This window comes from Pseudovibrio exalbescens DSM 16456 (assembly GCF_000422785.1).
Lineage (GTDB): Bacteria > Pseudomonadota > Alphaproteobacteria > Rhizobiales > Stappiaceae > Pseudovibrio > Pseudovibrio exalbescens.
The window spans coordinates 335,805-358,873 of sequence record NZ_KE383918.1 but is presented as its reverse complement, the minus strand read 5'-3'; the positions used below and the strand labels follow the sequence as shown (position 1 = coordinate 358,873).

The 23,069-nt window shown below is 55.9% G+C and carries 18 protein-coding genes; 7 read left to right on the top strand and 11 right to left on the bottom strand.

Going from position 1 to position 23,069, the window contains the following annotated elements; all coding sequences use genetic code 11:
* Position 1: 1 nt before the first annotated feature.
* From G512_RS0116310 to G512_RS0116300, 3 genes are all read right to left on the bottom strand, one after another.
* On the bottom strand, positions 2-2,134 hold the full coding sequence (locus G512_RS0116310) for a hypothetical protein (protein ID WP_028482644.1): 2,133 nt from the start codon (positions 2,132-2,134) through the stop codon (positions 2-4).
* Positions 2,135-2,269: 135 nt separating this feature from the next.
* Complete coding sequence (locus tag G512_RS0116305; RefSeq protein ID WP_028482643.1) at positions 2,270-3,142, bottom strand: hypothetical protein; 873 nt, start codon at positions 3,140-3,142, stop codon at positions 2,270-2,272.
* A 496-nt stretch (positions 3,143-3,638) separates the two neighbouring features.
* Complete coding sequence (locus G512_RS0116300) at positions 3,639-4,205, bottom strand: hypothetical protein (protein WP_028482642.1); 567 nt, start codon at positions 4,203-4,205, stop codon at positions 3,639-3,641.
* 112 nt (positions 4,206-4,317) lie between these two features.
* On the opposite strand from G512_RS0116300, the gene G512_RS0116295 reads away from it, so the two are divergent.
* Entirely contained in the window at positions 4,318-4,866 is a 549-nt protein-coding gene (locus tag G512_RS0116295) for a hypothetical protein (protein WP_036489901.1), read from the top strand.
* Between the two features lie 7 nt (positions 4,867-4,873).
* Here the strand turns inward: G512_RS0116295 and G512_RS21495 are convergent, their stop codons facing one another.
* Positions 4,874-6,826: a glycosyltransferase gene (locus tag G512_RS21495; RefSeq protein ID WP_051269480.1), complete on the bottom strand. Its 1,953-nt coding sequence runs from the start codon at positions 6,824-6,826 to the stop codon at positions 4,874-4,876.
* Between the two features lie 215 nt (positions 6,827-7,041).
* Between G512_RS21495 and G512_RS0116285 the strand changes: the two genes are divergently transcribed.
* A complete protein-coding gene (locus tag G512_RS0116285) occupies positions 7,042-7,761 on the top strand; it encodes a transporter substrate-binding domain-containing protein (protein ID WP_208975042.1) in 720 nt (239 codons plus the stop codon).
* On the opposite strand, the gene G512_RS21490 is transcribed toward G512_RS0116285, so the two are convergent.
* The gene (locus G512_RS21490; RefSeq protein WP_051269478.1) at positions 7,758-8,630 is read right to left on the bottom strand and encodes a sterol desaturase family protein; all 873 of its coding nucleotides are present in this window, start codon (positions 8,628-8,630) and stop codon (positions 7,758-7,760) included. The genes G512_RS0116285 and G512_RS21490 overlap by 4 nt on opposite strands.
* Before the next feature lie 97 nt (positions 8,631-8,727).
* On the opposite strand from G512_RS21490, the gene G512_RS0116275 reads away from it, so the two are divergent.
* Complete coding sequence (locus tag G512_RS0116275; RefSeq protein WP_028482639.1) at positions 8,728-9,381, top strand: alpha/beta family hydrolase; 654 nt, start codon at positions 8,728-8,730, stop codon at positions 9,379-9,381.
* Positions 9,382-9,507: 126 nt separating this feature from the next.
* Here the strand turns inward: G512_RS0116275 and G512_RS21485 are convergent, their stop codons facing one another.
* The 4 genes from G512_RS21485 to G512_RS0116255 form a co-directional block, all read right to left on the bottom strand.
* Positions 9,508-12,894, bottom strand: a complete 3,387-nt coding sequence (locus tag G512_RS21485; RefSeq protein ID WP_036489898.1) for an efflux RND transporter permease subunit — start codon at positions 12,892-12,894, stop codon at positions 9,508-9,510.
* 79 nt (positions 12,895-12,973) lie between these two features.
* Positions 12,974-14,347: an efflux RND transporter periplasmic adaptor subunit gene (locus tag G512_RS21480; RefSeq protein ID WP_051269476.1), complete on the bottom strand. Its 1,374-nt coding sequence runs from the start codon at positions 14,345-14,347 to the stop codon at positions 12,974-12,976.
* Between the two features lie 220 nt (positions 14,348-14,567).
* On the bottom strand, positions 14,568-15,557 hold the full coding sequence (locus tag G512_RS0116260) for an Hsp33 family molecular chaperone (protein WP_028482638.1): 990 nt from the start codon (positions 15,555-15,557) through the stop codon (positions 14,568-14,570).
* Between the two features lie 345 nt (positions 15,558-15,902).
* Complete coding sequence (locus tag G512_RS0116255; protein WP_028482637.1) at positions 15,903-17,087, bottom strand: aspartate aminotransferase family protein; 1,185 nt, start codon at positions 17,085-17,087, stop codon at positions 15,903-15,905.
* Positions 17,088-17,808: 721 nt separating this feature from the next.
* Between G512_RS0116255 and G512_RS0116250 the strand changes: the two genes are divergently transcribed.
* The 4 genes from G512_RS0116250 (at position 17,809) to G512_RS0116235 (ending at position 21,444) form a co-directional block, all read left to right on the top strand.
* Complete coding sequence (locus G512_RS0116250) at positions 17,809-18,411, top strand: GcrA family cell cycle regulator (protein WP_028482636.1); 603 nt, start codon at positions 17,809-17,811, stop codon at positions 18,409-18,411.
* A gap of 428 nt (positions 18,412-18,839) precedes the next feature.
* Positions 18,840-20,048: an acyl-CoA dehydrogenase family protein gene (locus tag G512_RS0116245; RefSeq protein WP_028482635.1), complete on the top strand. Its 1,209-nt coding sequence runs from the start codon at positions 18,840-18,842 to the stop codon at positions 20,046-20,048.
* A complete protein-coding gene (locus G512_RS0116240; protein ID WP_028482634.1) occupies positions 20,048-20,485 on the top strand; it encodes a thioesterase family protein in 438 nt (145 codons plus the stop codon). Before G512_RS0116245 ends, G512_RS0116240 begins: the two co-directional genes overlap by 1 nt.
* On the top strand, positions 20,482-21,444 hold the full coding sequence (locus G512_RS0116235; RefSeq protein ID WP_028482633.1) for a DMT family transporter: 963 nt from the start codon (positions 20,482-20,484) through the stop codon (positions 21,442-21,444). The genes G512_RS0116240 and G512_RS0116235 overlap by 4 nt, the downstream gene beginning before the upstream one ends.
* A gap of 185 nt (positions 21,445-21,629) precedes the next feature.
* Here G512_RS0116235 and phoB read toward each other — a convergent pair whose 3' ends face one another.
* Positions 21,630-22,325 (bottom strand): phosphate regulon transcriptional regulator PhoB, encoded by a 696-nt coding sequence (gene phoB / locus G512_RS0116230; RefSeq protein WP_028482632.1) that lies wholly within the window; start codon positions 22,323-22,325, stop codon positions 21,630-21,632.
* Between the two features lie 32 nt (positions 22,326-22,357).
* Positions 22,358-23,059, bottom strand: coding sequence for a phosphate signaling complex protein PhoU (gene phoU / locus G512_RS0116225; RefSeq protein WP_028482631.1), 702 nt, complete (start codon positions 23,057-23,059; stop codon positions 22,358-22,360).
* Between the last annotated feature and the right edge of the window lie 10 nt (positions 23,060-23,069).

Here is a 23,069-nt window from a genome sequence, read left to right as displayed (position 1 = left end):
GTTATGCCAGAACCGAGGAGAACATATCGTCGTTGGTCATGTCAGGTTTGACAATCTCAGCGGAGTCTCCTGTAATGGTTTCCTCTGTTGAACCTTCAACTGCAAAAACAACAACCTCTGATGCCAGCGCGTCCATGTCCTGGGCATTTTCCAGGTCTTCGGGAAGCAGGTTTGCCTGCATCAAAAAGCTGTCTTCGTAGTGGTCACCGGCCAGCATCTTCAGGTCACCTGCACTGTCGTAGTCAACGATGCTGGCGTTGTTGATGGCCACATTGCTGCCGGTTGAAACACTCAGGCTTGTCGTGGCTTCAGCCTGAGCTCCTACGGCAACGGCATCGGCGTCTTCAATGACGTTCGTCTGAAAAATCGCCGTGGTATCATAGTAGTTGCCACTGACGTAAAGCACATTGAACGGCTGCCCGGCATAGCCGGAAAACATGCTGGTAAGCAGTGCATCGAGATTGGTTTCGCCTGCTTCAATCAACGCACTCAGCTGTGCCGCGCTTTCGCTCATGTAGTCAAAAGCAATTGGCGTGCCAGCATCGCCAATACTTGCAGAGTTTATCAACGTGTTGCCGGAGAAAGACGATGTCATCTGATCCGATTCAAATGCCTGACTCAGTCCTTGAATGTAATCAGCATCAAAGATGATGTTCTTCTGACAGATATAACTCATCTCGAAATAGTCACCACCGACGATAATCAGGTCATAGTTCCCGGAGATCTCTATAAATAGGGAAGTATTTTCGGAATAATTGTCGCCGATGAGGAGAGATTTATTTTCACTCAACTCGATCTGACCAACCACGTCGTTGTCAATGATATGGTTGATCTGGGTCAGGCGGGAAACATCAAAAAAGTCTCCCCAAGAGTAGTCGATGGTCCACAAGCTGCCGGAAGCCCCGGCTCCTGCTTGCAATAGCGGCATTTCTGTTGGGGGGGGCGCTTCAACAACTGTGTCAAAGCGGGCATAGTTGTCCATCGTATTGGAGCTTGCCGTCTGCTGAGCCGTGCTCGCCCCCTGCATCATGGAAGTGAACACTGTTTGTTGCTGCACCAGACTGTCGACGAACTGTTGGGTCGTCATCTCCGGCGGCGCCAGAACACCGGTTGGCAGGGTGTCGCCATCATGCAGAATGTTGAGCTGTACGATAGCGCTCATGTCGTAATAGTTGCCGTGAACCATCAGCGAGCCGAAGGTCTCCGGTCCATCAACAACTGTTGCATTGTTGATCGCCGTGTTGCTGCCAACCTCCAACACCCCGAGCGCTGGGTCGTCGAAACGGCTGTCCATATCATCCAGCGGCGCAACGGTTATATAGCTTTCAAGGTCTGGCGCAGAGGTTGCTTCGCTTTCCTGACCGTTCACCCAAATGGATGAGACGGTTGTTCCTGCTTCAGGGCCGATGACACCGCCGTTTTCGGCAGCCTCTTCCATTTCAAGACGACGCTGAGCCAAAATTTCCTCGTAGGCTTCGTCGGAAAGAATGCCGTAGGACGCGACCATGGACATGGACACAGACGTGAGTGTTTCTGCCAGTTGTTCCGCCAAGGCGTTCGAGCTCATCATCGAAGCTTCATTGGCATCCGAGACGAGCGCGTAAGCACTTTCGACAAACTCTGTAGAGGCCTGCGATATCTGAAGGTTGTAAACAACGCCAATGCTGAACTCACCTTGGATCAGAATGTCATTGTCCCATGTGAAGTTCGTTTGCGTGATGACGACGGACACACCACCGTCTTCACCATAGCTGTAGACAGCCGGAGTGACTATTTCTCCGTTTATCTGTATAAAACCGGTACTGAAACCGGCAGCACCCTGAGGTTCCAGCGCCTCCAGACGCACCGGCAAATCCCCTAGTTGTGCAGGTGTAAAAAAGCGACTGCCCCCGATGCCACTGGAAGGAAGATCAGCAACGGGAAACCCTTTCAGGTCAACACCTCGTGCACCTGCACCGAGTTCGATGTCTTTCGCGTTGCCCCGAAAAAGATCACGCCCCACCCACACCAACTCAGGCTTTTGCGGATCTGCATCACCTGGAGCGTATGAAGTGAACCAGTATCCCCAATCTTCGGAGACCTCCCAATGACCGATAAAGCGGGTAATAAATTCGGAAACACCCAGGGCGTACATCGTTTTTCCTCCCATCCTACTCCGAGGTACTTGCCCAACCATTTTGGTTGAGCACCGACTTACTCGTGAAAAAAAGGGGGGGCGAGGCCCGGCAATCATTGCAGGAACTCGCCCCCCCTTGCTTAGGGAGGTTAATTAGGCGTCTTCGCCGGCATCAGAGTCGACGTAGTTACCACCGACAACCGTCGCATCCACGAGGTTGTACTGCAGGTTGGCACCCATGACGATGTCCTGATTGAAAGCGTCGGTATCCAGGGACTTGTCAGCAGAAGCCATGGCTTCAGCGGCAACAGACCCATCATCACCGTTACCTGAACCCCAATTGCCCTTGGAGTCATCCGCATCGATACCGTCACCGGTATCAGCCTGACCGCCGAACTGAACGGCCACAGGTACGAACGCGGCATCATTTGACACGGTTGGGTTCGACAGCCGGTCGTTATCAACCAGATCCGAAACTTGCGTGATGTTGAATGCTGCGTCATTGCCAGCGCCATTGGCATTAGCGTTCAAAATGACGTCATCACCTGGGTTGTAGTTGATGGAGCTGTCATGATCCGCTGCAAGAATTGGCGCATTCACATCATCGTCGATGTCGATGAAGTCGTTGTCTTCAGGCCGCATCCAATCTTCGGGGAGCAGATCCTGAATGGTGATGTCAATGTCGTTACCGTTGTCGACATCAGTCTTGGTAGCGGCAAGCGCACCAGACGAACTAGCCTGTTGTTGACCCTGATCCTGACCTTGGCCCTGATCTTGTCCCTGACCCTGATCTTGTCCCTGTTGGGTGGACTGACCCTGGATCTGGCCCTGATCTTGATCATTTTTGTTGTCGCTATCGACCTTGTTGTCGTTATCGACCTTGTTGTCGTTTTCATTTGATGAGGCAGTGATGTCTGCATCATCAATTTTCACGTCGGTTTCGAACTTGGCGTCCACGTCATCAATGCGAATGTCATCGAACAGTAGATTGTTGTTAGTGTTTCCACCCAGACGAGGTCCTGGCATTTTAGTTCTCCACTTTTTGTGGAGTGATCAAACGGGCACCGTCTTCTTCGCGTGTGCTTAACGTTCGTCACTCTTCTTCGTTTTGGGCTGTGAGCCCGGTTTTGGACGCACTTTTCCTGTTCTTGCCAATGGCAAGCCGACTACTTTTTGTTTTCGGAGAGTGCGGGCGCTGGCCCTTACATCTAACAGTGATGATGCGTCATAATGTAAACCCTGCGACTTCTTGTTTTCAGCGTTGCATCGCTGGTTGGTCCGTTGGTTACAAGGATTAGTAAAGACCCATAGCGCCGCTGCGTCAATTTAAAACTTTAATAAAATGACAACGTATTGTTTTACCGATGTTTTGGAGAACGACTATGACGCCAGCCATAACGGAGCTCAGCTTTTTCGAGTATCAAATGAGAATAAAATATGGCAATTGCGTAATATTATACCCATTAATCATATTTTATTATCATATTATATCACCAAGGTGAAATTTCCCATTACGCCGCTATTAGTACAAACCCTGCTGCAAAGACAAACGCCAAGCAGCAAGCACCCTTGGGTCGTATTTTGTTAATTTTTCTTGTGAAGGCGTTTCGAATACATCCGACAAGGCAATGCGAATACTATCATCATTCTCGCCATCGCCCTCCAGTTGCGCCAAGTCGTACCACAGCGAAAACGTATTGGGATCTTCAAAGACTTTTCGGAAGCGATCTCCAAGATCCCACCCCCTTAAGAAACCCTGCGATTGCCTCAGGCTTTCCTGGCTCATGAGGTCTCCGATGGAAGCGTCCGACAATCCGGTAATCTGTTGCCAGACACGCACTTGCATAGCGCCTATCAGGTTAGGGTCGCTCGTTCTGGCCACGTCGCGGGCCATGCCATCAATAACGCTACCCAGAAAACCGATCATGAAGGGGCGATAGAAGATCTGGCTACTTTCCCCAAAGCGCCTCCGCGTATCCGCCAGAAAGGGATCCAGCCGCCGGGACAGGATCCGAACGGGCCGGTTCAACGGCTGTCCGAGCCGCAAGAAGCTCAAGAGAGTATCCCACAGTGCTCCTGATCTGCTCATGTCGCTTCTTGCCGTCCGTAAACGTTCCCTACTGGTTGAACCCGAGCCTTTCCCGCCCCACTATATATTGTAGGACTTTATATAAAGGCGACACAATCGGCAGGAACAGATAATGACAAAACTGCCCCCAACGCCAGACTTTGCCTCCATCGAAGCGGCTGCAGATACAACCTCCGACCAACGCACCCGATTTCTTGCGCTCATCGGTACGCTGAACTTTAGTTGGTCCAACAATGAGAGCCTATTCGTCTATGTGCTCATGCTGCTTCTGAGTATTGACCAGAAATCAGCGGCCATCGTGTTCTTTACACTGAACACGTCGCGAGCCCGGCTGGATCTGATCGGCCGATTGAGCAAGACCAACCTCAAGGACAAGCAGGTTCGGGGTGAATTGCGCGGTTTGATCCGGCAATTCGAGCGCATTACCAAGACCCGTAATGAGTTGAACCATTGCATGTTCGTGCTGGACGATCACGGCGCCATCACCCACACCCATTCCATGCGGGTTACAGAAACAAAAGAACAGGTGTTTCTTGGCCGGGTTCGTCCCGTTAACGCTGCGCGACTTGCAGAATTGGACACGACCCTGTCCAAGCTGAAGTCCTTCAATCGAGATTTTTGGGCATTCCTGCCGCGCCTTGAGGCGGCAATGGCACGATAACCCGGATCTATTCCGCTGCAACGGGAACGGCTTCCGGGTCGTACGTCACATGACCATGGCTGGTCTTGCGCCAATGATGGGGACGGAAAAAAAGATCTATAAGGGCACCATAGCAGGCACAACTTCCCAGCAGCCAGTAGACAGGTACACTCAGGTACTCCCAAAAGTGAACGGTCAAACCGCGGCGCCGGGCTCCTTCCCTCAGACAGAAAACGGCGCCACCGAACCCGATCGAAAAACAGAATGCCCCCAGAGCGCCTATCATGGGCACCCAGTAGGGGACACCTTCAGCCGATGTCGCCGAATGGATCATGACGCCCAGAAGGGCTACAAGTGTCCATGGTGCAGCCATCATGCAGACCAAGCCACCCACGAACCACAACAGAAACAGGAGACTGTTACGCGGTCCAAGTTCCCGCCTCAACTTAACCGGATGACGCAAATGCACCAGAACCGTTTGCATCCACCCCTTGTGCCAACGCCTACGCTGCGAAATCCAAACGTCCCACTTGAGGGGCGCTTCTTCCCGTGTTGTGCTGTCCAATGTTGCCACGCGATAACCATAGCGGGTGAGACGAACGCCGAGATCTGCGTCCTCGGTTACATTGTAGGGATCCCACCCTCCTACCTGCCGCAATAGGTCGGTTTTGAAATGGTTTGAGGTTCCCCCCAGTGGGATCAGCAGATTTTTGTCCGCAAGCCATGGCAGCATGACATCAAAAAGGCTCGCATATTCCAATGCGAACTGACGCACCAACAAACCTGATTGCGCATGATCAATGAATAGTGAGGCCTGAAGGCAAGCCAGATCCGGCGTTTCAGTACGAAAGCGGGCAATCGCCTTTTTCAATTGATCGGGATCAGGCCGATCTTCCGCATCAAACACCGTGATGAATGCGCCGCGCGCCATTTGAAGACCAACACCCAAGGCCCGAGGTTTGGTGCGCGGCTGCCCATCGGGCAAGGTCAACACCTGCATGTGTGGTTCAGCCATTGCCTTGAGGCGTTCGCGGGTGCGGGTGTCGTCCTGCTCTGTCAAAAACAGGATTTGCAGCCGGTTTTTCGGATAATCCAGATTGCTCAGTGCCCGCACCAATTGCGGACACACCGCGTCCTCATCATAAAGCGGGACGAGGATGGTGTAGATCGGCAGGTTCCACAGGTCTCCGGGTGAGGCTGATTTCACCGGCGGGCGTTTTCTCGTCTGCCATGCTGCGGCAAGGCGAAGGCTGCCCAAGGCGAGCGCGCACACCTTCAGGACAGCGGACACGATCAATATGACAGTTCCCCCAATGGGTGCGAGCGTAAACAAGATGAAAGGAGCAAAGGACATCAACGACTTCTGCCGGCCATGAGCGCGCGAGTAGGCTGAATGGGCCCTGTTGGCTTCCACCATACCCACCGTGCTGTGGGCCGTCACGACCAGCTGCCTCAGTTCATTTGGCGTGACCACCACCAGCGGAACACCGTGGGTCGCCTTCTGCAACACGAGGCGTGCCAGTGTGTCAGCTTGTGCACCCACTGGCGATACGGCCATGACAGCGCGACGGTTGGCGTCGACAGCCGGCACCATCAGCAAGCCATCCAGACACAAGGGCCTGTGGTCCAACAACCTGTCTGAGGCGACTTTCAGACTGCCTTCCTGAGCGAACTTGAGACGCAACCGGCCGGCCAATGCCCAATAAAACTGATTGGCCGACAACCGCCCGCTTTCAATCAAGGATTGGCTTAACGCTTTTCCATTGACCGCATGCAGTGAACACACACGTGCAATGTCCTTCAAAGGCACCTGACACTGTCGAGCCACTGCCAATTCGACTGGTGAAGGACCTTTTTGAGAAGGCCGGACTGACCCAAGATCCGCCTTGAGAGCCATCCGCCGCAGAAAAAACGACTGATCCAGAGTTTCCTGCGGTGTGTTCACCAGTTTTTCTGATCTTTCACCTATGCTGGCATTCACCTACTATCTCCCAGTGGAATGCAGAGCCAAGGGACTCACGGTTTCAAATGACAGCGCGCTTTATCGATAAATTAGTAGTTTTATCCTTGTTTTTTTTACAGTCCTTGATTGTCGTGCCCCTTATTGCAGGGTCCTCATTCGCCCTAGCTCAAAGCATTGACGGGTCAAATGCAAAGGAACCGCAGCTCCCTTCCTTCGTCCATCCGGATGGGCTCGTGGCCTCCGCCACGCAAATGCCGGACAAGATCCGGTTCATGGCAGCCGATGATTTCCCGCCGTTTGCATTTCGCGATGCCTCGGGTCGCCTGGTCGGCTACAACGTGGATCTGGCGCGCGGGATTTGTGAAGTGCTTGACATCCCCTGCAGTTTGAGCGTGAAACCATTCGCTCAAATGCTGCCGGCGCTGGAGGGAAACGAGGGTGATGCGGTTATTGCCGGCCTGGCCATCACCCCCGACACATTGGAGAAGGTGGCGTTTTCTCAAGTCTACATGCGCCTGCCTGCTCGTTTCGTGATGCAAAAGGATGCGGCACTTGAGGCCCTGCCGGAGACACTGGAAGGCAAGTCTGTTTCGGTGGCTGCGGGCTCACGCTATGAAGCCTATCTCGAGCGGTTCTTTCCGCTGACCCAACTGAAGGCCTATCCCACAACAGAGCGCGCCCGGCAGGCCCTGGTGCGCGGTGATGTGGACGCTCACTTTGGGGACAGCATGCGCCTGTCCTTCTGGCTTGAGAGTGAGGCCTCCGTGGACTGCTGCGTTTTCGCAGGCCCCGCATGGCTGGACCCGGACTATTTCGGCGAAGGTTTGTCCATTGCGGTTCGCCCGGACGATGAGGTGCTGGTGTCAGCCATCAACATTGCGTTGACACGCCTTCAGGAAGAAGGCCGGCTGGACGATTTGTACCTGCGCTACTTCCCGATCAGTTTCTTTTAGCGCGGTCCCTGGACCTTGCCACCATCCTGCGGGGCATCGGTGCGCGGCACTGCCTCGCTTGGCTTTCGCCGCTCCCGCTTGAAGTAGGCCGCAAACGGCAGCCACAGCGACCATCCAAGTTGGCGTGGCTCCGGACCGGCGTATTGCGTCAGCCCAATTTCCAGCCCCGTCTGTCCCTTTTCAGGATCCGCCGTGTAGGTTCCGAACAGATAATCCCAGAATGGGAAGTTGAAGCCGTAGTTGCTGTCGGTTTCCCGTCTGATCCGGGAATGGTGGATCCGGTGCATGTCCGGCGTCACGATCACCTTGCGAAGCCACCGGTCAGCCCAGACTGGCAATTTGATGTTGGAATGGTTGAACATGGCCGCTGCGTTCAACACCACTTCAAACGCGACAACAGCCAACACCGGCGCACCCATGAGAACCACGAGCAGCGCCTTCCAAGCCATGGAAATGGCGATTTCCAGCGGATGAAACCGCAAGGCAGTCGTCACATCAAAGTGCGGATCGGCATGATGAACCTTGTGAATGTGCCAAAGGAAGAGGATCTTGTGACTGGCCCAATGTTCAAGCCATATGAAAAAGTCCAGCGCCACGAAGCAGATGATACCGGCAACAACAGGATCGATGACGACCATGTTGAACAGGCCCCAGCCGACCTCTGCAGCCCAAAGCGCCGCCCCCACTGCTGCCACGGGCAGCACGAAACGCAGCATGGCCGAATTGAGAACCGACATTCCCAAATTCGTCAGCCAGCGATGCTTTCGATCCTGCGGTTCGGTTCGGCGGGGCAATGCCACTTCAATCACGGCAAGTATGGCAAAGACGCCCAGAAAGATGCTCAGCCGTATCAGGCCTTCGTTGATCATGTGTCCCCACTTCGCTTTCCATGGGCTTGATAGATTTTTCTGCTGATCCGCTCAATTCACATATAGTCAATTTTCATTTTTCAGCTACAACGCAGCCATGACTGACATTCTCTGGACACGGCCTGAAGGCCCCTCACACGCCACCTTTGTTTTCGCGCACGGCGCCGGCGCCGGCATGAACGCCAATTTCATGGAACGGTTTGCTCAGGCAGCCGCCGCGGTTGGCCTTACCGTCGCACGGTTCGAGTTCGACTATATGGCCAAGCGCGCCCTCACCGGCAAGAAAACACCACCCCCACGCGCGGACAAGCTGGTGGGTGAATATCAACGCGCCGTGCAGACTGTGGCCGAACAAACCGATGGCGCCCTGATCGTCGGCGGCAAGTCAATGGGATCTCGCGTTGCCGCCATGCTGGCTGGCAGCGGATCCCTGCCCCGCCGCGTCGCTGGTGTGGCCTGTTTGGGTTACCCCTTCCACCCCACCGGCAAGCCAGACCTTGAGCATTGGCGTCTGGCACCATTGGAAGAGGCCAAGCGTCCCGTTCTTGTGCTGCAAGGCGACCGCGACCAATTTGGCAATCAGACCGAACTGGCGGAGCTTACTCTGCCGGATCACGTCGCTCTTCAATATCTGGAGGACGGCAACCACGACTTCGCCCCGCGCGGCGCTTCACCAGCAACGTGGGATGGCAACATCAAGATCGCCGCAAAGGCAGTCGCTGATTTTGCCCAGCACCTGACAGCGGAGTGACGCCTGTCCCTCCCCATGGCACTTTACTGAAAGCCCGGCACACTCCGGGCTTTTTTGCTTGATATGCCGATAATCTCGCCCCGTTTTATGGCTATAAACGGTCGCGATGTTGCACCTCTTGCCTTCCTACTCTGCCGGCTCTGGATGACCACCGCGACCAGACCCACCGCGTAGCGACAGAAACCTTGATACATCGTTTCCGATACCAATCAACGCTGGCACAATCACCAAAACCAGCAGCGTGGCTGCGGCCAAGCCAAACACGACCGTGATGGCCATGGGCATCAGGAACTGCGCCTGCACACTGGTTTCAAACAGGAGCGGCGACAGCCCGCCGATGGTCGTGCAGGATGTCAGGATGATGGCGCGCAAGCGGTCTTTGGACGCGCCGACAGCTGCCTCTTCAAGGGTGTCGCCTGTTTCAAGCCGATCTTCAAACCGCGCCACCAGAATGATCGAGTTATTCACGAGAATGCCAGCCATTCCCAGCAAGCCGATAATGCTCAGAATAGTCAGTTTGAAGCCCAGCAAATAGTGCCCCATGATCGCGCCCACAATCCCGAAGGGTATGATGGACATGACCGCCAACGGCCTCGTGTAACTGGCAAATACCGCTGCGAGGATCAGGTAGATCAAAGCGATGGCAACACCGGCCCCCAGCAACAGGTCCGAAAACGCCGCGCGCTGTTCCTCAGCCCGGCCGCCAAACGTGTACTCAATGCCATACCGGTCCTCCAGAGCTGGCATGGTGGTCTCGGCAAGCTTGGCTGTAATCTCTCCCCGGCTTGTCACCTCAGGATCCACATCGGCCACGACACTCACCGTAATTTTTCCGTCGCGGCGAAGGATCAGAGAGTAGCCTTGCTTGTCTCGCAAGGAGACCACCTCCGTCATGGGCACGAACTCGCCAGCGGGCGATTTTAGATACAAATTGCGCAAGCCCGATAGGCCCTCACCGTCCTTAGCCTGCCGAACCTTGATGGTGATTTCCTCGTCGCCGTCTGCAAAACGCCGCGGTACGGATCCTTCAATGGCGGAGCGCACCTGTCGGGCCGCGCTTTCCACTGTGAAGCCCAGCGCGCGGCCGCGGTCGGTCAGAGACAAAACAAGCTCGGGCTTGCCGTAGGGCAAGTCGTCCTCGATGCCGCTAACCCCCGGAAAGCCGGAGAGCGCTACCTGAAGTTCATCGGCTGCCTCTTTGAGTTCAACCAGAGAGGTTCCTGTCAGGCGGGCATCGAGATCCTTGCCGGGAGGGCCGCCCCTGCTTTGTTGAATGGCAAGGCGGGACAGTGCCGGCAAATCGGGTATGGCAGCCCGCCAAGCGCTGACGATTTCGGGCGTGCGCACGCTGCGCACCTCGGATGATGTGAGTTGGACGCCCATGCGCGCTACGTTATCCCCGCGATTGCGCCCGTTTTTGCCAAGGGTCGTAAACGTGGCCTCAATCAACTGGTTCGGATCGCCGCCTGACAGATCAGCGGCCACTTGATACAGCGCATCTTCAATGATGCCTATATTGCGGCGCGCTTCTTCCTCTGACACCCCCGAATGCAGGTAGATGCTTGCATTGATGTTTTCGGATTCCGGCGAGGGGAAGAACGTAAAGCCCACACGTCCTCCCTGCATCATGCCCACGGACAGAATAAGCGTGGAAATTGCTACAGCAACCGTGATGTAGCGGTACTTGAAGGTGGCATGCAAGAACACATGCACGGGATGATCCCGGAACCACTCAAAGCCGCGGTCGAAGGCCTCGCGAAACCGCCCCCGCTCATTGATGGACCGCCCGCTGAGAGCGTGACGCCGGCGAAGCTTGAGCAATAGCGTTTCTATCGCCAGTGCAATTGCAAAGAAGGCGCAAATCAGAGCCAGATCAAACACAAAACCAAATGTTTGTGTGGGACCGGCCACGGCGCGCGCCAATGGCTGAAGCCAATTGCCAAGTTCAGCCGGATCAGCCGTTGCGATGCTGAGCAGCAGAACAGAGGGAACGGCACCGATAAAGATTACCCGCCACCAGCTCCATCCCGGGCGGGCGTTCAAGGCGTGGGCCAAGTGACCTGGCAACACGAAAAAGCACTCAAGCAGGCTGGCGATCACCACCGCAATCACAACCATGGGCATGACGCCCATGATCTGTCCCATGACATCCCCAAGCATCAAGATCGGGCCAAACGCGGCGATGGTGGTGGTACCCGCCGCTATGATTGGCCAGAACATGGTATTTGCGCCAAGTATGGCCGCGGTCACTGGCGGCTCGCCTCGACTGTGGAGTGTTGCGGTGTGTTCCCCCACCACAATGGCATCGTCAACGATCACCCCAAGCATCATGATCAACGCAAAACACGAGATCATGTTGATGCTTTGCCCCAGTCCCCACATGATCCCGAGTGTCGCCATGATGGCGACCGGAATTCCGGCGGCAACCCAGAACGCGACGCGGGCATTGAGAAACAGAAAAAGCACGGCAACGACAATGAACAGCCCAGTCAGACCGTTGTTGACCAACAGCATGATGCGCCCTTCGACCCTGTCCGCCGAGACGTTGTACATGACCAACTCCAGACTCTGTGGCAGTTGGGGTCGGATCTCCTCCAGATACTCCTTGACGATGGCAGAGGACACCAGCGTATCGGAGTTTTCGGCACGCTGGATGCGCAGCTCGATGGCCGGATTACCTCGCGAAAGCCCGAGCACGTCATCGTCATCCAGCGCCTTGCGCACCTGACCAATGTCATTGATGCGCACCTGTTCACCACTCTCAAAGGTCTTCACCGCGATATCGGCAATGTCCTCTGGCTGGGTGGTATCGGCCACGGCTCTCACCTGTCGCTCGACCGCACCGGTCAAATTCCCCGCAGGCACGTCCTCGGTGTTCTCCTGAATGCGGCCGGCAATATCGGCCACTGTGAGATTCAGGCGGCGAAGGTGTTCTTCTGGGATCTCCACCAAGTATTCTTCATCGCGCATGCCCTCGATGGTCACCTTGTCGATGCCGCGGGCAATGAGATCATCGCGAATGTCCTTGGCAAAAACCTTTAGTGCCTGTTCAGAGAATGGGCCGCGCAGCGCAATCCGCGCCACGTTGTCATAGTAGGCAGCGAAGGTGACTTCCGGGGTATCCGCGTCTTCTGGCAAGGTGGTGATGGCACTGACAGCCTGCTCCGTATCGGACAGGGCCTGCTGCATGTCCGTACCTTCCAGAAAATCCAGCACAACCGTGCCACCGCCTTCGCGGGCGTAAGAGGTTATCTCATCCAGACTATCAAGAAAGCGCAGTTCAGGTTCGATGGCGGCCAGCACGTTGGCTTCCACATCTTCGGCACTGGACCCGGGCCACGAAATGGAAACGGTGATCGTGCTTGTGGTGATGGTCGGAAAGAATTGGGTATTGAGCTTCACGAGGGCAAACACGCCGAACAGGATGAGCACGGTCATCAGCAGGTTGGCTGCGTTCTTGTGGCGCACAAAGGCGCCGATCAGACTAACCGTGGACTCTCTTGCCTGCAGCATGGATCGGTGTTTCCTCGTTTGTCGTCAAAGGACGGGCCTTTTCACCCGCCACATTCGCCGTATTGGCGCAACTCACCTGTTAACGCAGAGCGTCTTCAACAACGCGCACCTTCAAGCCTGGCCCCGCCTCGGGGATCCGCGAGGCCACCAATGTCTGATCAGCGGCCAAGTCTTCGCCGCGCACCAGAATTGTTCCGTCATCAAACGCCAATGGCTTGACAGCTTTCGGCTGCATTCGCCCATCCGCGTCAATCACGTAGACCTTGTCACCATCATAGAGGGCTTCTTCCGGGATACGCGCCACACCTTCATAAGTACGATCAGGCAGCAGCACCTCCACAAAGGCGCCGGGGCGAATGGTGCGTTTCTTGTCTTCCAGTGAGATCCGCGCATACACATCAACGCCGCCTCGGGCACGGGCAATGTCGGCGCCGGCTCGCTGGATCACCGCGTCATAGCGGATTGGGTCTTCGCCGATGTTCCACACCACCTGGACCGGCCTGCCTGCAAGCGGCTGCGGATCAGCCAGCAGCCGTCCATACTGGGCATCGGACAGGGTGAAACGGACCTCCAGAACGTTGCGATCATAAAGAACCGCGATCACGTCGTTCTGGTTGATCATGCGGCCCACCTCAACAGCATCCGAACGCACAACGCCCTCAAATGGTGCCAGCAGTTGTGTATCAGCCAGATTGCGTTCAGCTTGGCGTAGTTGCCATTGCGCACGATCGATTGCTGCCCGCTGTTGCTCGATCTTGGCTTCTTCCACTGCAATGGTGTTGTAGGTCCGCTCCAGTGTTTGCTGGCGCTGCGACAGGATCAGCTTGCGCTCGTCGACGCCGCGTTCAGTGGCTGAACCGCGCTCGAACAGCGCTTCCACCCGGGCCAGATCCCGCTTCGCAAACTCAACTTGCTCTTCAATGCGGATACTGTTGTTCTTTTCGACCCGCAACTGCCCTTCAAGTTGGGTCAGGCGTGCCCGAGCCTCTGCCAGCGACGCTCGGGCTTCAGTCAGTGCGCCCTGGTAGGCAAACTCATCGATCTTGAGAAGCTGCTCGCCCTTTTCCACGATACCGCCGGGCTGAAGATTGTCACTCACCGCGACGACCTCACCGCCGACAAGCGTGCGCAAATCCACCTCCCGGCCGGCAATCACCTCACCGTAAACCTTGAGAAGCGGCGCGTAGTCACCCATTTCCACCGGCGCAGCGCGAACAGCAAACGTACGTTCTTCTGCCGGTTGGGTGGCCACTTCGGGCTTGGTTGCCACCAGATAGCGCATCCCCATCACAGCCAACACGAGAATGACCAGCGCGATCAGTCCCTGAAGCACCGCCTTGCCGGTTTTCACAAGAACGGAGGACGTGCGCGGCCTGCCCAGAGCCGTGGCGCGGGTTTCCAGCGCATCGGAGGTCTGTTGCTTTTTGACTTCGCTATCCAACGATTTGAGCATCCTTGTGCGCCTGCTTGCTGCTGGGGCAGGATCGCCGTTCTTTCCGGCGAGAATGAGCCACCTGCCTACATTACCATTTGCTTATACACTAGGTGCCGCAGGATGGATTAGCCAGCAAGGCCAAAAGTGTAACAAAATGTCCCGCACAGCCGATAGTCTAACAAAAAAGGCGGGTCCGAAGATCCGCCTTTTAGTCCTGATTTATGATCGTTCTGGCGCGTCAGGCGCGGAAAACATCTTCCGCATCCAAAGAGTAAGTCTCGCCGCAGAAGTCGCAGTTCACGGAGATCTTGCCCTCATCCAGCATTTCCGCCCGATCCTGCTCGCTCAAGCCTTTAAGCATGGAGCGGATCTTGTATTCGGAACAGGTACACCGGTCTTGCATCACATGCGGTTCATAGGCCTTGACCCCGCGCTCATGGAACAGACGGAACAACAGCTGCTCCACTGGCAATCCGGGGTCTGTCAGTTCCACATCCTGAACGGTATCGACCAGCGCGCGCGCCTCGACCCACGCGTCGTCTTCCTCGATCTCGTGCGGATCGGTGCCTTCTGGTGCATCACCGGGGTGAATGTCCGGCTGACGCATGCGCTCTGTAGAGTGGGGCAAAAACTGCGCCATGATCCCACCGGCTCGCCACTGATGGGTGTTGGTCCCGTCTTCTTCGCGGGTGAGCATTTCCCCCACAGCCAGGCGGACACGGGTCGGGATCTGCTCGGAGCGCATGAAATAATCATGGGCTGCCTCTTCGAGCGAGATGCCGTCCAGTACCACAATACCTTGGTAGCGGCTCATGTGCCGGCCTTGATCAATCGTAAAGGCCATATGACCACGACCAAGCAGGAATTCCGGCCGGAAGTCGTCCTGTGCGGCCATGGCTTCCACGGCCTGCGTGTCGAACTTGGCCGTCGCGCGCAGGCCGTCGGGCGCGTTGAAATCCACCACGAGCATGGACACTGGGCCGTCCGTCTGGGTTTGCAGGGTCAACCGCCCTTCAAACTTCAGAGTGCTTCCCAACAGCGCCGTCAACGTGATGGCTTGCGCCAACAGCTTGTTCACCGGCGCCGGGTAATCATGCCGCTGGAGGATGCTGTTCAACACCGGGCCGAGCGCCACGGCGCGACCCCGGGCATCCAGCGCCTCGACAGCAAACGGGACGACTGCATCTTCTCCGGCCAGTGGTTTGTTGGCAGGTTGGTTCTGATCCACTGTACTAATGCCTCCGGCAGTAAGCCCGCGCCGCCCGCTCTCCTTTGCAAGCAAGAGCTGGCAACCGGTTATCTGCCTCTTCGAATTTTTCAGAAACGGCCAGCGCCCCGTCACACGCCGTTCAGCGTCCAAGGGCGGGCCGGAAAGCAGTAAAATAGGAACTGCCTTGCAAATTACCAGAGACCGGAGCGCTCAAGCGCGTCTCGGTCCTTGCCTCGTTATGGAGCAAATCGTCGATTTTGTCACCCTCTGGCCCTGAGCAAGACGGCCAGACTGTCGCCAATCGGCAACAAAAAGGCCGGATCTGCGCAAGACCCGGCCCAATTCAATCGCACTCTGTCCGCTTTACGCCGCTTCTGTTTCCAGTGCTTTTGCCGCTTCGGCGATCTTTTGCGTGAGGATCTTGATCTCGTCCTCGCTGATAATCATGGGTGGCATGATGCGCAGCACATTGTCTCCGGCCGGTACAGGCAGAAGCTCGGCATCGCGCATCGCCTTGAGCACCTTTGGAGCCTCCAGCTTGCATTTCAGCCCCAGCATCAGACCGGACCCGCGCACCTCTTCAAATACCTCCGGGTGGGTATCCACCACTTCGGCAAGGCTTTGCTTCAGCAGAAGGCTTTTCCTCTGCACGCTCTCCAGAAAGCCCGGCTCCATCAACGTTTCCATAACGGCCCTGCCCACAGCCATGGCCAACAGATTGCCGCCGTAGGTGGTGCCATGGGTGCCTGGCTGCATGACCTGCGCAACCTCTTCGGTTGCCAAAAACGCCCCAACGGGGAACCCGCCACCAATACCCTTGGCGATGGCCATCAGGTCCGGCGTGATGCCCGCCCATTCATAGGCGAACAACTTGCCTGTCCGCCCGACACCGCACTGGATCTCATCGAGCATGAGTAGCAGGCCGTGCTCGTCACACAGCTCGCGCAAAGCGCGCAAGAACGCCGGGTCAACCGGCCGAATGCCCCCTTCGCCCTGTACGGGCTCAATCAACATCCCTGCGGTTTCATCGGTGATTGCTGCCTTGACAGCCTCCAGATCCCCCAGTGGCACCTGATCGAACCCTTGCGGGGCCGGGCCAAAGCCTTCCAGATACTTTTGTTGCCCACCTGCTGCCAGTGCGGTCATGGTGCGGCCATGGAAGGCGCCTTCAAACGTGATGACGCGGGTCTTTTCCGGGTGACCGTTGGCATAGTGATAGCGGCGCATGGTTTTCAGCGCGCCTTCTATGGCTTCGGTGCCCGAGTTACAAAAGAACACACGGTCAGCAAACGTGTTGTTCACCAGAAGCTGCCCCAGCTCCTCCTGAGCCGGTACCTTGTACAGGTTGGATACATGCCACAGCTTGCCGGCCTGCTCCTGCAACGCCTCCACAAGCTTGGGATGCGAATGGCCAAGGCCGCTCACGGCAATGCCCGAGGCGCAGTCCATGTATCGTCGGCCATTCGTCGCGATTAGCCAGACGCCCTCACCGCGCTCGAACTGGATGTCCGCGCGTGCGTAGGTCTGAAAGAGCGACGAAGTCGACATTTGAAACTCCTTGGTTCGACTAGGCTTCGGTAATGTACGTAGAAAACACGTCCCGATTGGAAATGTGAATGGAAAAATCGCCCCATGGTGGCGACCTTTTGTCATGAAGGTACGGTTAAACCCGAGCCCTGCGACCTTGTCAATTGAATGAGGTCATGTTCCGCCGGAATGAGCACTTTGAATTTCAGGCCCTTGTAGCTTTATCGCGAGGAGCGCCACTCACGCTTGAGCCCAGAAGCCAAGGGGAAAAGCCTCTGTTTTTAAAGTGTCCCCCAAGTTCTGCACAGAACAGAGTTTTAAGTGCGTATCTGGCCTGTGCAAAGGACAAGAAAGGCGGAATTGCCGCTTTTGTTTGACGTTCACGCTGATAATGTTTAAGGGTCTCAGCGCTGGATGAGACGGCAAGGCTGGCCCGGATGATGAACCGATCCGGGGCTGCACAAGTCCTGTTGCATGGGCATATGAAACCGCAGCAGGACACACCGGAAACGGGCCTCCAAACCGGGGCTATTCTGGGGAAAAGAAGGGTCATCCCCACTTCAATCGGGAGGCCTTCTTGCTCAGCCAAGTCGGCATATAGTATTGTCCGCCCATAGCAATACATCATCTCGTATATACCGTTGCTGCAGACATTGCGCCCGGGGTGTGGGCCGATGGACAAAATACGGGCACTAATCATTCTTGCGTGGCAAGAGACCAAAAGGAAGACGGGGGCCTTTTCATGAGCTGGACGACAGAACGCGTTGAACTCCTAACCAAGCTCTGGGCAGAGGGGTTGAGCGCAAGCCAGATCGCATCGGAGCTCGGTAACGTCACCAGAAACGCTGTCATCGGTAAAGTTCACCGTCTTGGCCTTTCAGGTCGGACGAAAACCTCAGGCGCTGCTGCCAAACCGCGCCGCGCTACTTCGGCTCCGGCGGCGGAAACCGCGCCAGCCAAGGTGGCTGCAGCGGTGGCCGATAGCGCGCCGGTTGCCGAAACACAGATGAATGCAACTGCAAAGACAGCCGCTCAAACCACTCAGCGGACAACACAAACAGTTGTGTCCGGTGCCAACGCGCTAAAGATAACGCCTGAAGAAGACGATATCGTGGGGGACCTGACACCTGTTGCCGCGCCAGAAGTTGCAGTGCCCGTGTCCCAGCGCGCTTCAATTCTGACGCTGACCGAACGCACCTGCAAATGGCCCATTGGTGACCCGAACGACGAAGACTTTTATTTCTGCGGTCGGTCCTGCGATGCCGCCTCCCCTTACTGCGAATATCATCGCACCATTGCCTACCAGCCGGTCAATGACCGCCGCAAGGAACGCAAGACCGCCTGATCTCCAACCACATGGAGATACCAAGAAGCCGCCCCTCGAGGCGGCTTTTTTGTTGCCCGATTGAGAGCTTCGCCGTCAGCGCCGCAGGATGGTCAGCGCCGTCACCCACCATCCGCTTGTAAACCAGCCGTCTATTTGACGGCCAACGGCAGCCTCTGTTTTTCTCATCTAACGATTATTGATTGTATCGTTTAACCAGTGAACTGTGCCGGCAAAAAAACAACATTCCCAAAACATTATCAATAGAGCCGAAAAATCTAGTTAGATTAAAATATTTCCTCTGTATTTGCGAAAATGAACCTTTGGTTTAATTGCAACACCCTCAAAGTAAACCTAGAGTTTTCTACGTAAAAACAAGTAAATCATGTTTTGAAACTGATGAGCCGCACGGAAACGTCCAGCGCAACCTTATAGTTACAGGATCACCCATGTTGACCAATATAAAGTACGCTCCACTTCAGGACTTATCTGTCAGCAACCGTTGCGAGCCACTGAAAGAACAAACCATTGATTTTTGTGAGCGCGTTGTCCGCCCTCATAGCGCGCAGGTCAGAACAGCGGCGAAAATGCCTTCACAGCTCCTGGACAGCTTGAAGTCAACCGGTTGGCTTGGAATGCTCATCGAGAAACAGTACGGGGGCCTTGGTCTTGATTGCCTTCACCGCGTCATGAACGTTGAGTACCTGGCTCGCGAATGCCCGGATTTGGGGGCCATACTTCAAATTGCCCAGCTTGGCACCGGCAGCATCATCGAGTTCGGTTCGGAAGCCCAAAAACGCGCTTGGCTCCCATCGCTGGCGAGCGGTGAGCGCATATGTACGATCGCCATCACCGAGGAACACTCAGGATCTCACGTACTTGGGATGTCAACCACCTATGAGCACAGGAAAGGTGGGGTGATCCTCAACGGAGAAAAGTGGTTCATCGGCAATTGTGGCATTTCCAATCTGCACGTCGTCTATGCAAGGGCGAAAGATGAGCGCCAGATCAGCGGTTTCATTGTTGATGGCAATCAGTCGGGTATCGATAACTCCGAGCCACACAATCAAACGGGCTTGAAATCCTTCCCGCTAGGAAAACTCAAGTTGAACAATGTGTTCGTTCCCGAGGAAAACATTCTGGGGACCTTGGGTGATGGCTTGCGCATGGCATACTATGTCATTGGTCACCATGGCCGTCCCAGCCTCACCGGCCTCGCTCTTGGGATCCACCATCGGATCCTTGATCTGGCCTACACCTTCGCCATGGAACGTCAACTCTATGGCAAGCCCATCTCGGACCTGCCGGATGTCCGGTCAAAACTGTTCGAGATTTACACCCAGTATGAGCAAAGTCGACATGTGGCCTATGAGGCAGCTCACAAGATGAGTATTGGCGATAACGCTTATCGCCCCCTCTCCCTGGCCAAATATTTGAGTGGTGAGTATGCGTGCAGATCAGCGACCAGTGCCTCGGAGGTATTTGGCGCCAGAGCAGGACTGCAAGAGTTTGAAATCGCGCAGCTCAGCCTTGACGCGATGATGACACGCCCGCCGTCGGGCACCGGTGATGTGCAGAAAAAGCGCATCATGGACGACATCTTTTCACCCAAACATCACCAAGTTCAGGACAACACGTTGCAAAGAGGGGCAGCATAATGCGTGACACACTCAAGATCGGAGATGAGTTTACTTTTGAGTACGTCGTTGATGCGAACAAGACCGTTCCCAACTTGTACCCAGAGTCCGAAGAGTATCGGAAGATGCCCGAGGTGTTTGCCACGGGCTTCATGGTTGGCTTGTTGGAGTGGTGCTGCATTGAGGCCCTCCATCCCCATCTCGATGAGGGAGAGGGAAGCCTGGGGACCTTCATAAGCACAAGCCACTGCGCGCCCACGCCTCCCGGCATGAAAGTAACCGTTACGGCGCGCTGCGTCGAAATTAGAAACAGCAACAATGTTTTCTGGGAGGTCGTTGCGCGGGACGAGTTGGAAGTCATTGCCGAAGGCCGTCACGGGCGTCACGTCATTCAGACCGACCGGTTTCTTGCAAGGGTGGACAAGAAAAAACAAACTCTTGAGCGAAGCGCGGCATGAGCACGCGCCTCCTTCACTCCGGACACGCCCAAGTTACCATTGTACTCTTGGGCGTTCTGTTTGCAGCCATCTGGAGCCTGTCTTTTGTGGCCACCAAGGCCGCTCTTGCGGATTTGGGGCCGGCGAGCCTTGCCTCCGGGCGGCTGCTGCTGGCGGGCATCTTGTTGAGCGTCTTGATCCACCCGCGCCTCTACGCCTTCTTTCGCGGACTGAACCGCTCTCAAATGCGGCGCGTCCTGCTGGCGGGGCTTTTATCCCAGGCTGGTTACCTGACTGCAAGCTATTGGTCGCTACTCCATCTGCCGACCTCTCTGGTCAATATCGTGGTGTCCTCGCTGCCACTTGCGACCGTTCCCTTTGCCTTTTTCATACTGCATGAACAGGTTCGGGCCATCACCGTGGTTTCGTTCATCCTCAGCATGACAGGGGTAGCGGTCACCTTGATGTCCGGCAGCGATTTTCTGGCAATTGAGCCAGACTTCATTCTCCCGTCCGCCATCCTGTTTGCCTCAGTCTTGATGTTGGCCTGTGGCAACGTGATTGTGAAACCGCTTATCAACCCAACAACCCTGCTGCCCATTTGTGCCCTGCAGTTCCTGAGTTCCGGTCTCTTGGTCAGCGGATTGGCCGTGGTGAGCGAACCGCTTCCCACGCTGCCAGGTATATGGCATGCGGCACCCTATATCGGGTTTCTCGCCGTGATCGGCAGCATTGTTGGAACCCTCATCTGGTTCAAGATACTGGAAAAGCTACCGGCGAACACGGCAAGCGGTTTCTTCATCCTTACCCCGGTGTTCGGCATTCTTCTTGGGCGGTTTGTTTTTGGCGAGGAGATAACGACAAACAAGATTGTCGGCGTGATCATTATTGGCCTTGCCATCTTGTTGCAGGCAACCCGGTCGTATCTGGAAAAACGTCGCCTGACGACAAAGACAGAGGCCGGGATGCAGCGACATTAGGCGCATGGCATTCGGCACGAGTTTGAACTGGCGGGTGAAGCAATCCGCCATGCTTGCAACGGCCATAAGAGATCCATCGAACGCAAAACCCCGCCACGATGTGGCGGGGTTTTCGTCAGTAACTTCGCGCTCGCGTTTCTCTGCGGGTTCAGCCAGCAAAGCCCGCCCACAGGAGCTGGCTGCACTCAACTGACCAGAAACTGGTCGTTGAAGGCATACCCGGCACCGCGGACGGTACGGATTGGGTCCTTCATTCGGCCCTTGTTGATGGCTTTGCGCAGGCGGCCCACGTGAACATCGACGGTGCGCTCATCCACGTACACATCGTGCCCCCAAACTCCGTCAAGCAGCTGTTCGCGGGAATATACGCGGCCCGGCGACGACATCAGGAATTCCAGAAGCCGGAACTCGGTCGGGCCCAGATGGATTTCCTTGCCAGTGCGGTGAACGCGGTGCGTTTCCCGGTCCAGTTCGATGTCCCCTGCTCTCAACAGTGTGGAGACACTTTCCGGCTTGGTCCGTCGCAAGATGGCACGAACCCGTGCCATCAGTTCCGGAATGGAAAACGGTTTGACCACATAGTCGTCGGCACCGGTTGCGAGACCGCGCACCCGTTCAGACTCCTCACCGCGTGCGGTAAGCATGATGATCGGCATGCGTTCCGTTTCCGGGCGGGCGCGAAGGCGGCGGCACAGCTCAATGCCGGACAGGCCCGGCAACATCCAGTCAAGCAGCAACAGGTCCGGTTGACTTTCTTGCAGCCTCAGCTCCGCTTCATCCCCACGGTCGCAAACGTCAACTTTATACCCTTCAGCTTCCAAGTTGTAACGCAGAAGAAGGCTTAGTGGTTCTTCATCTTCCACGATCAGAATTTCAGGCATTCCAGTCAGTCTCTTTCACAGTGAACACGGGGTCAGGGAAGGTCTACGTCGGTTTCGTCCTTCTTGGGACGATCAATCGGCAGATGGTCCCCTGAGACCATGTAGTAAATGTTCTCCGCAATGTTGGTCGCGTGATCGCCGATACGCTCTATGTTCTTTGCGCAGAACAGCAGATGCGCGCACATGGTGATGTTGCGCGGATCTTCCATCATGTAGGTCAACAGCTGGCGGAACAGCGAGGTGTACAGGGCGTCGATCTGCTTGTCGCGGGCATGTACCTGCTCGACAGCCTCCAGATCGCCCGTCGTGTAGGCATCCAGAACGGCCTTGAGCTGTTCCATGGCCAGTTCAGCCATATGCTCCACACCAAGTGCCAGCTGTTTGGAATTGAAATTGCCTTCGATGGCCTGAGCGCGCTTGGAAATGTTCTTGGCCATGTCGCCAACGCGTTCCAGATCATTTGAGATGCGCAGCGCAGCAAAGATTTCGCGCAGGTCGCGAGCAACCGGCTGACGACGGGCAATCACCAGAATGCAGCGCTCCTCCAGCTGGGTCTGCATTTCGTCCAGACGGCGATCGGCCTCAATGGTGCGTTCCGCCAGTCCGGAATCCTTGCGAAGCAAAGCCTGCACAGCATCGCTGACCAATGTCTCGGCCAGACCTCCCATTTCGACAATGCGACTGGCCAGATCCTTCAGGTCCTCATTGAAAGAGGAAACGATATGGTCGCTCATTTTGTTTACC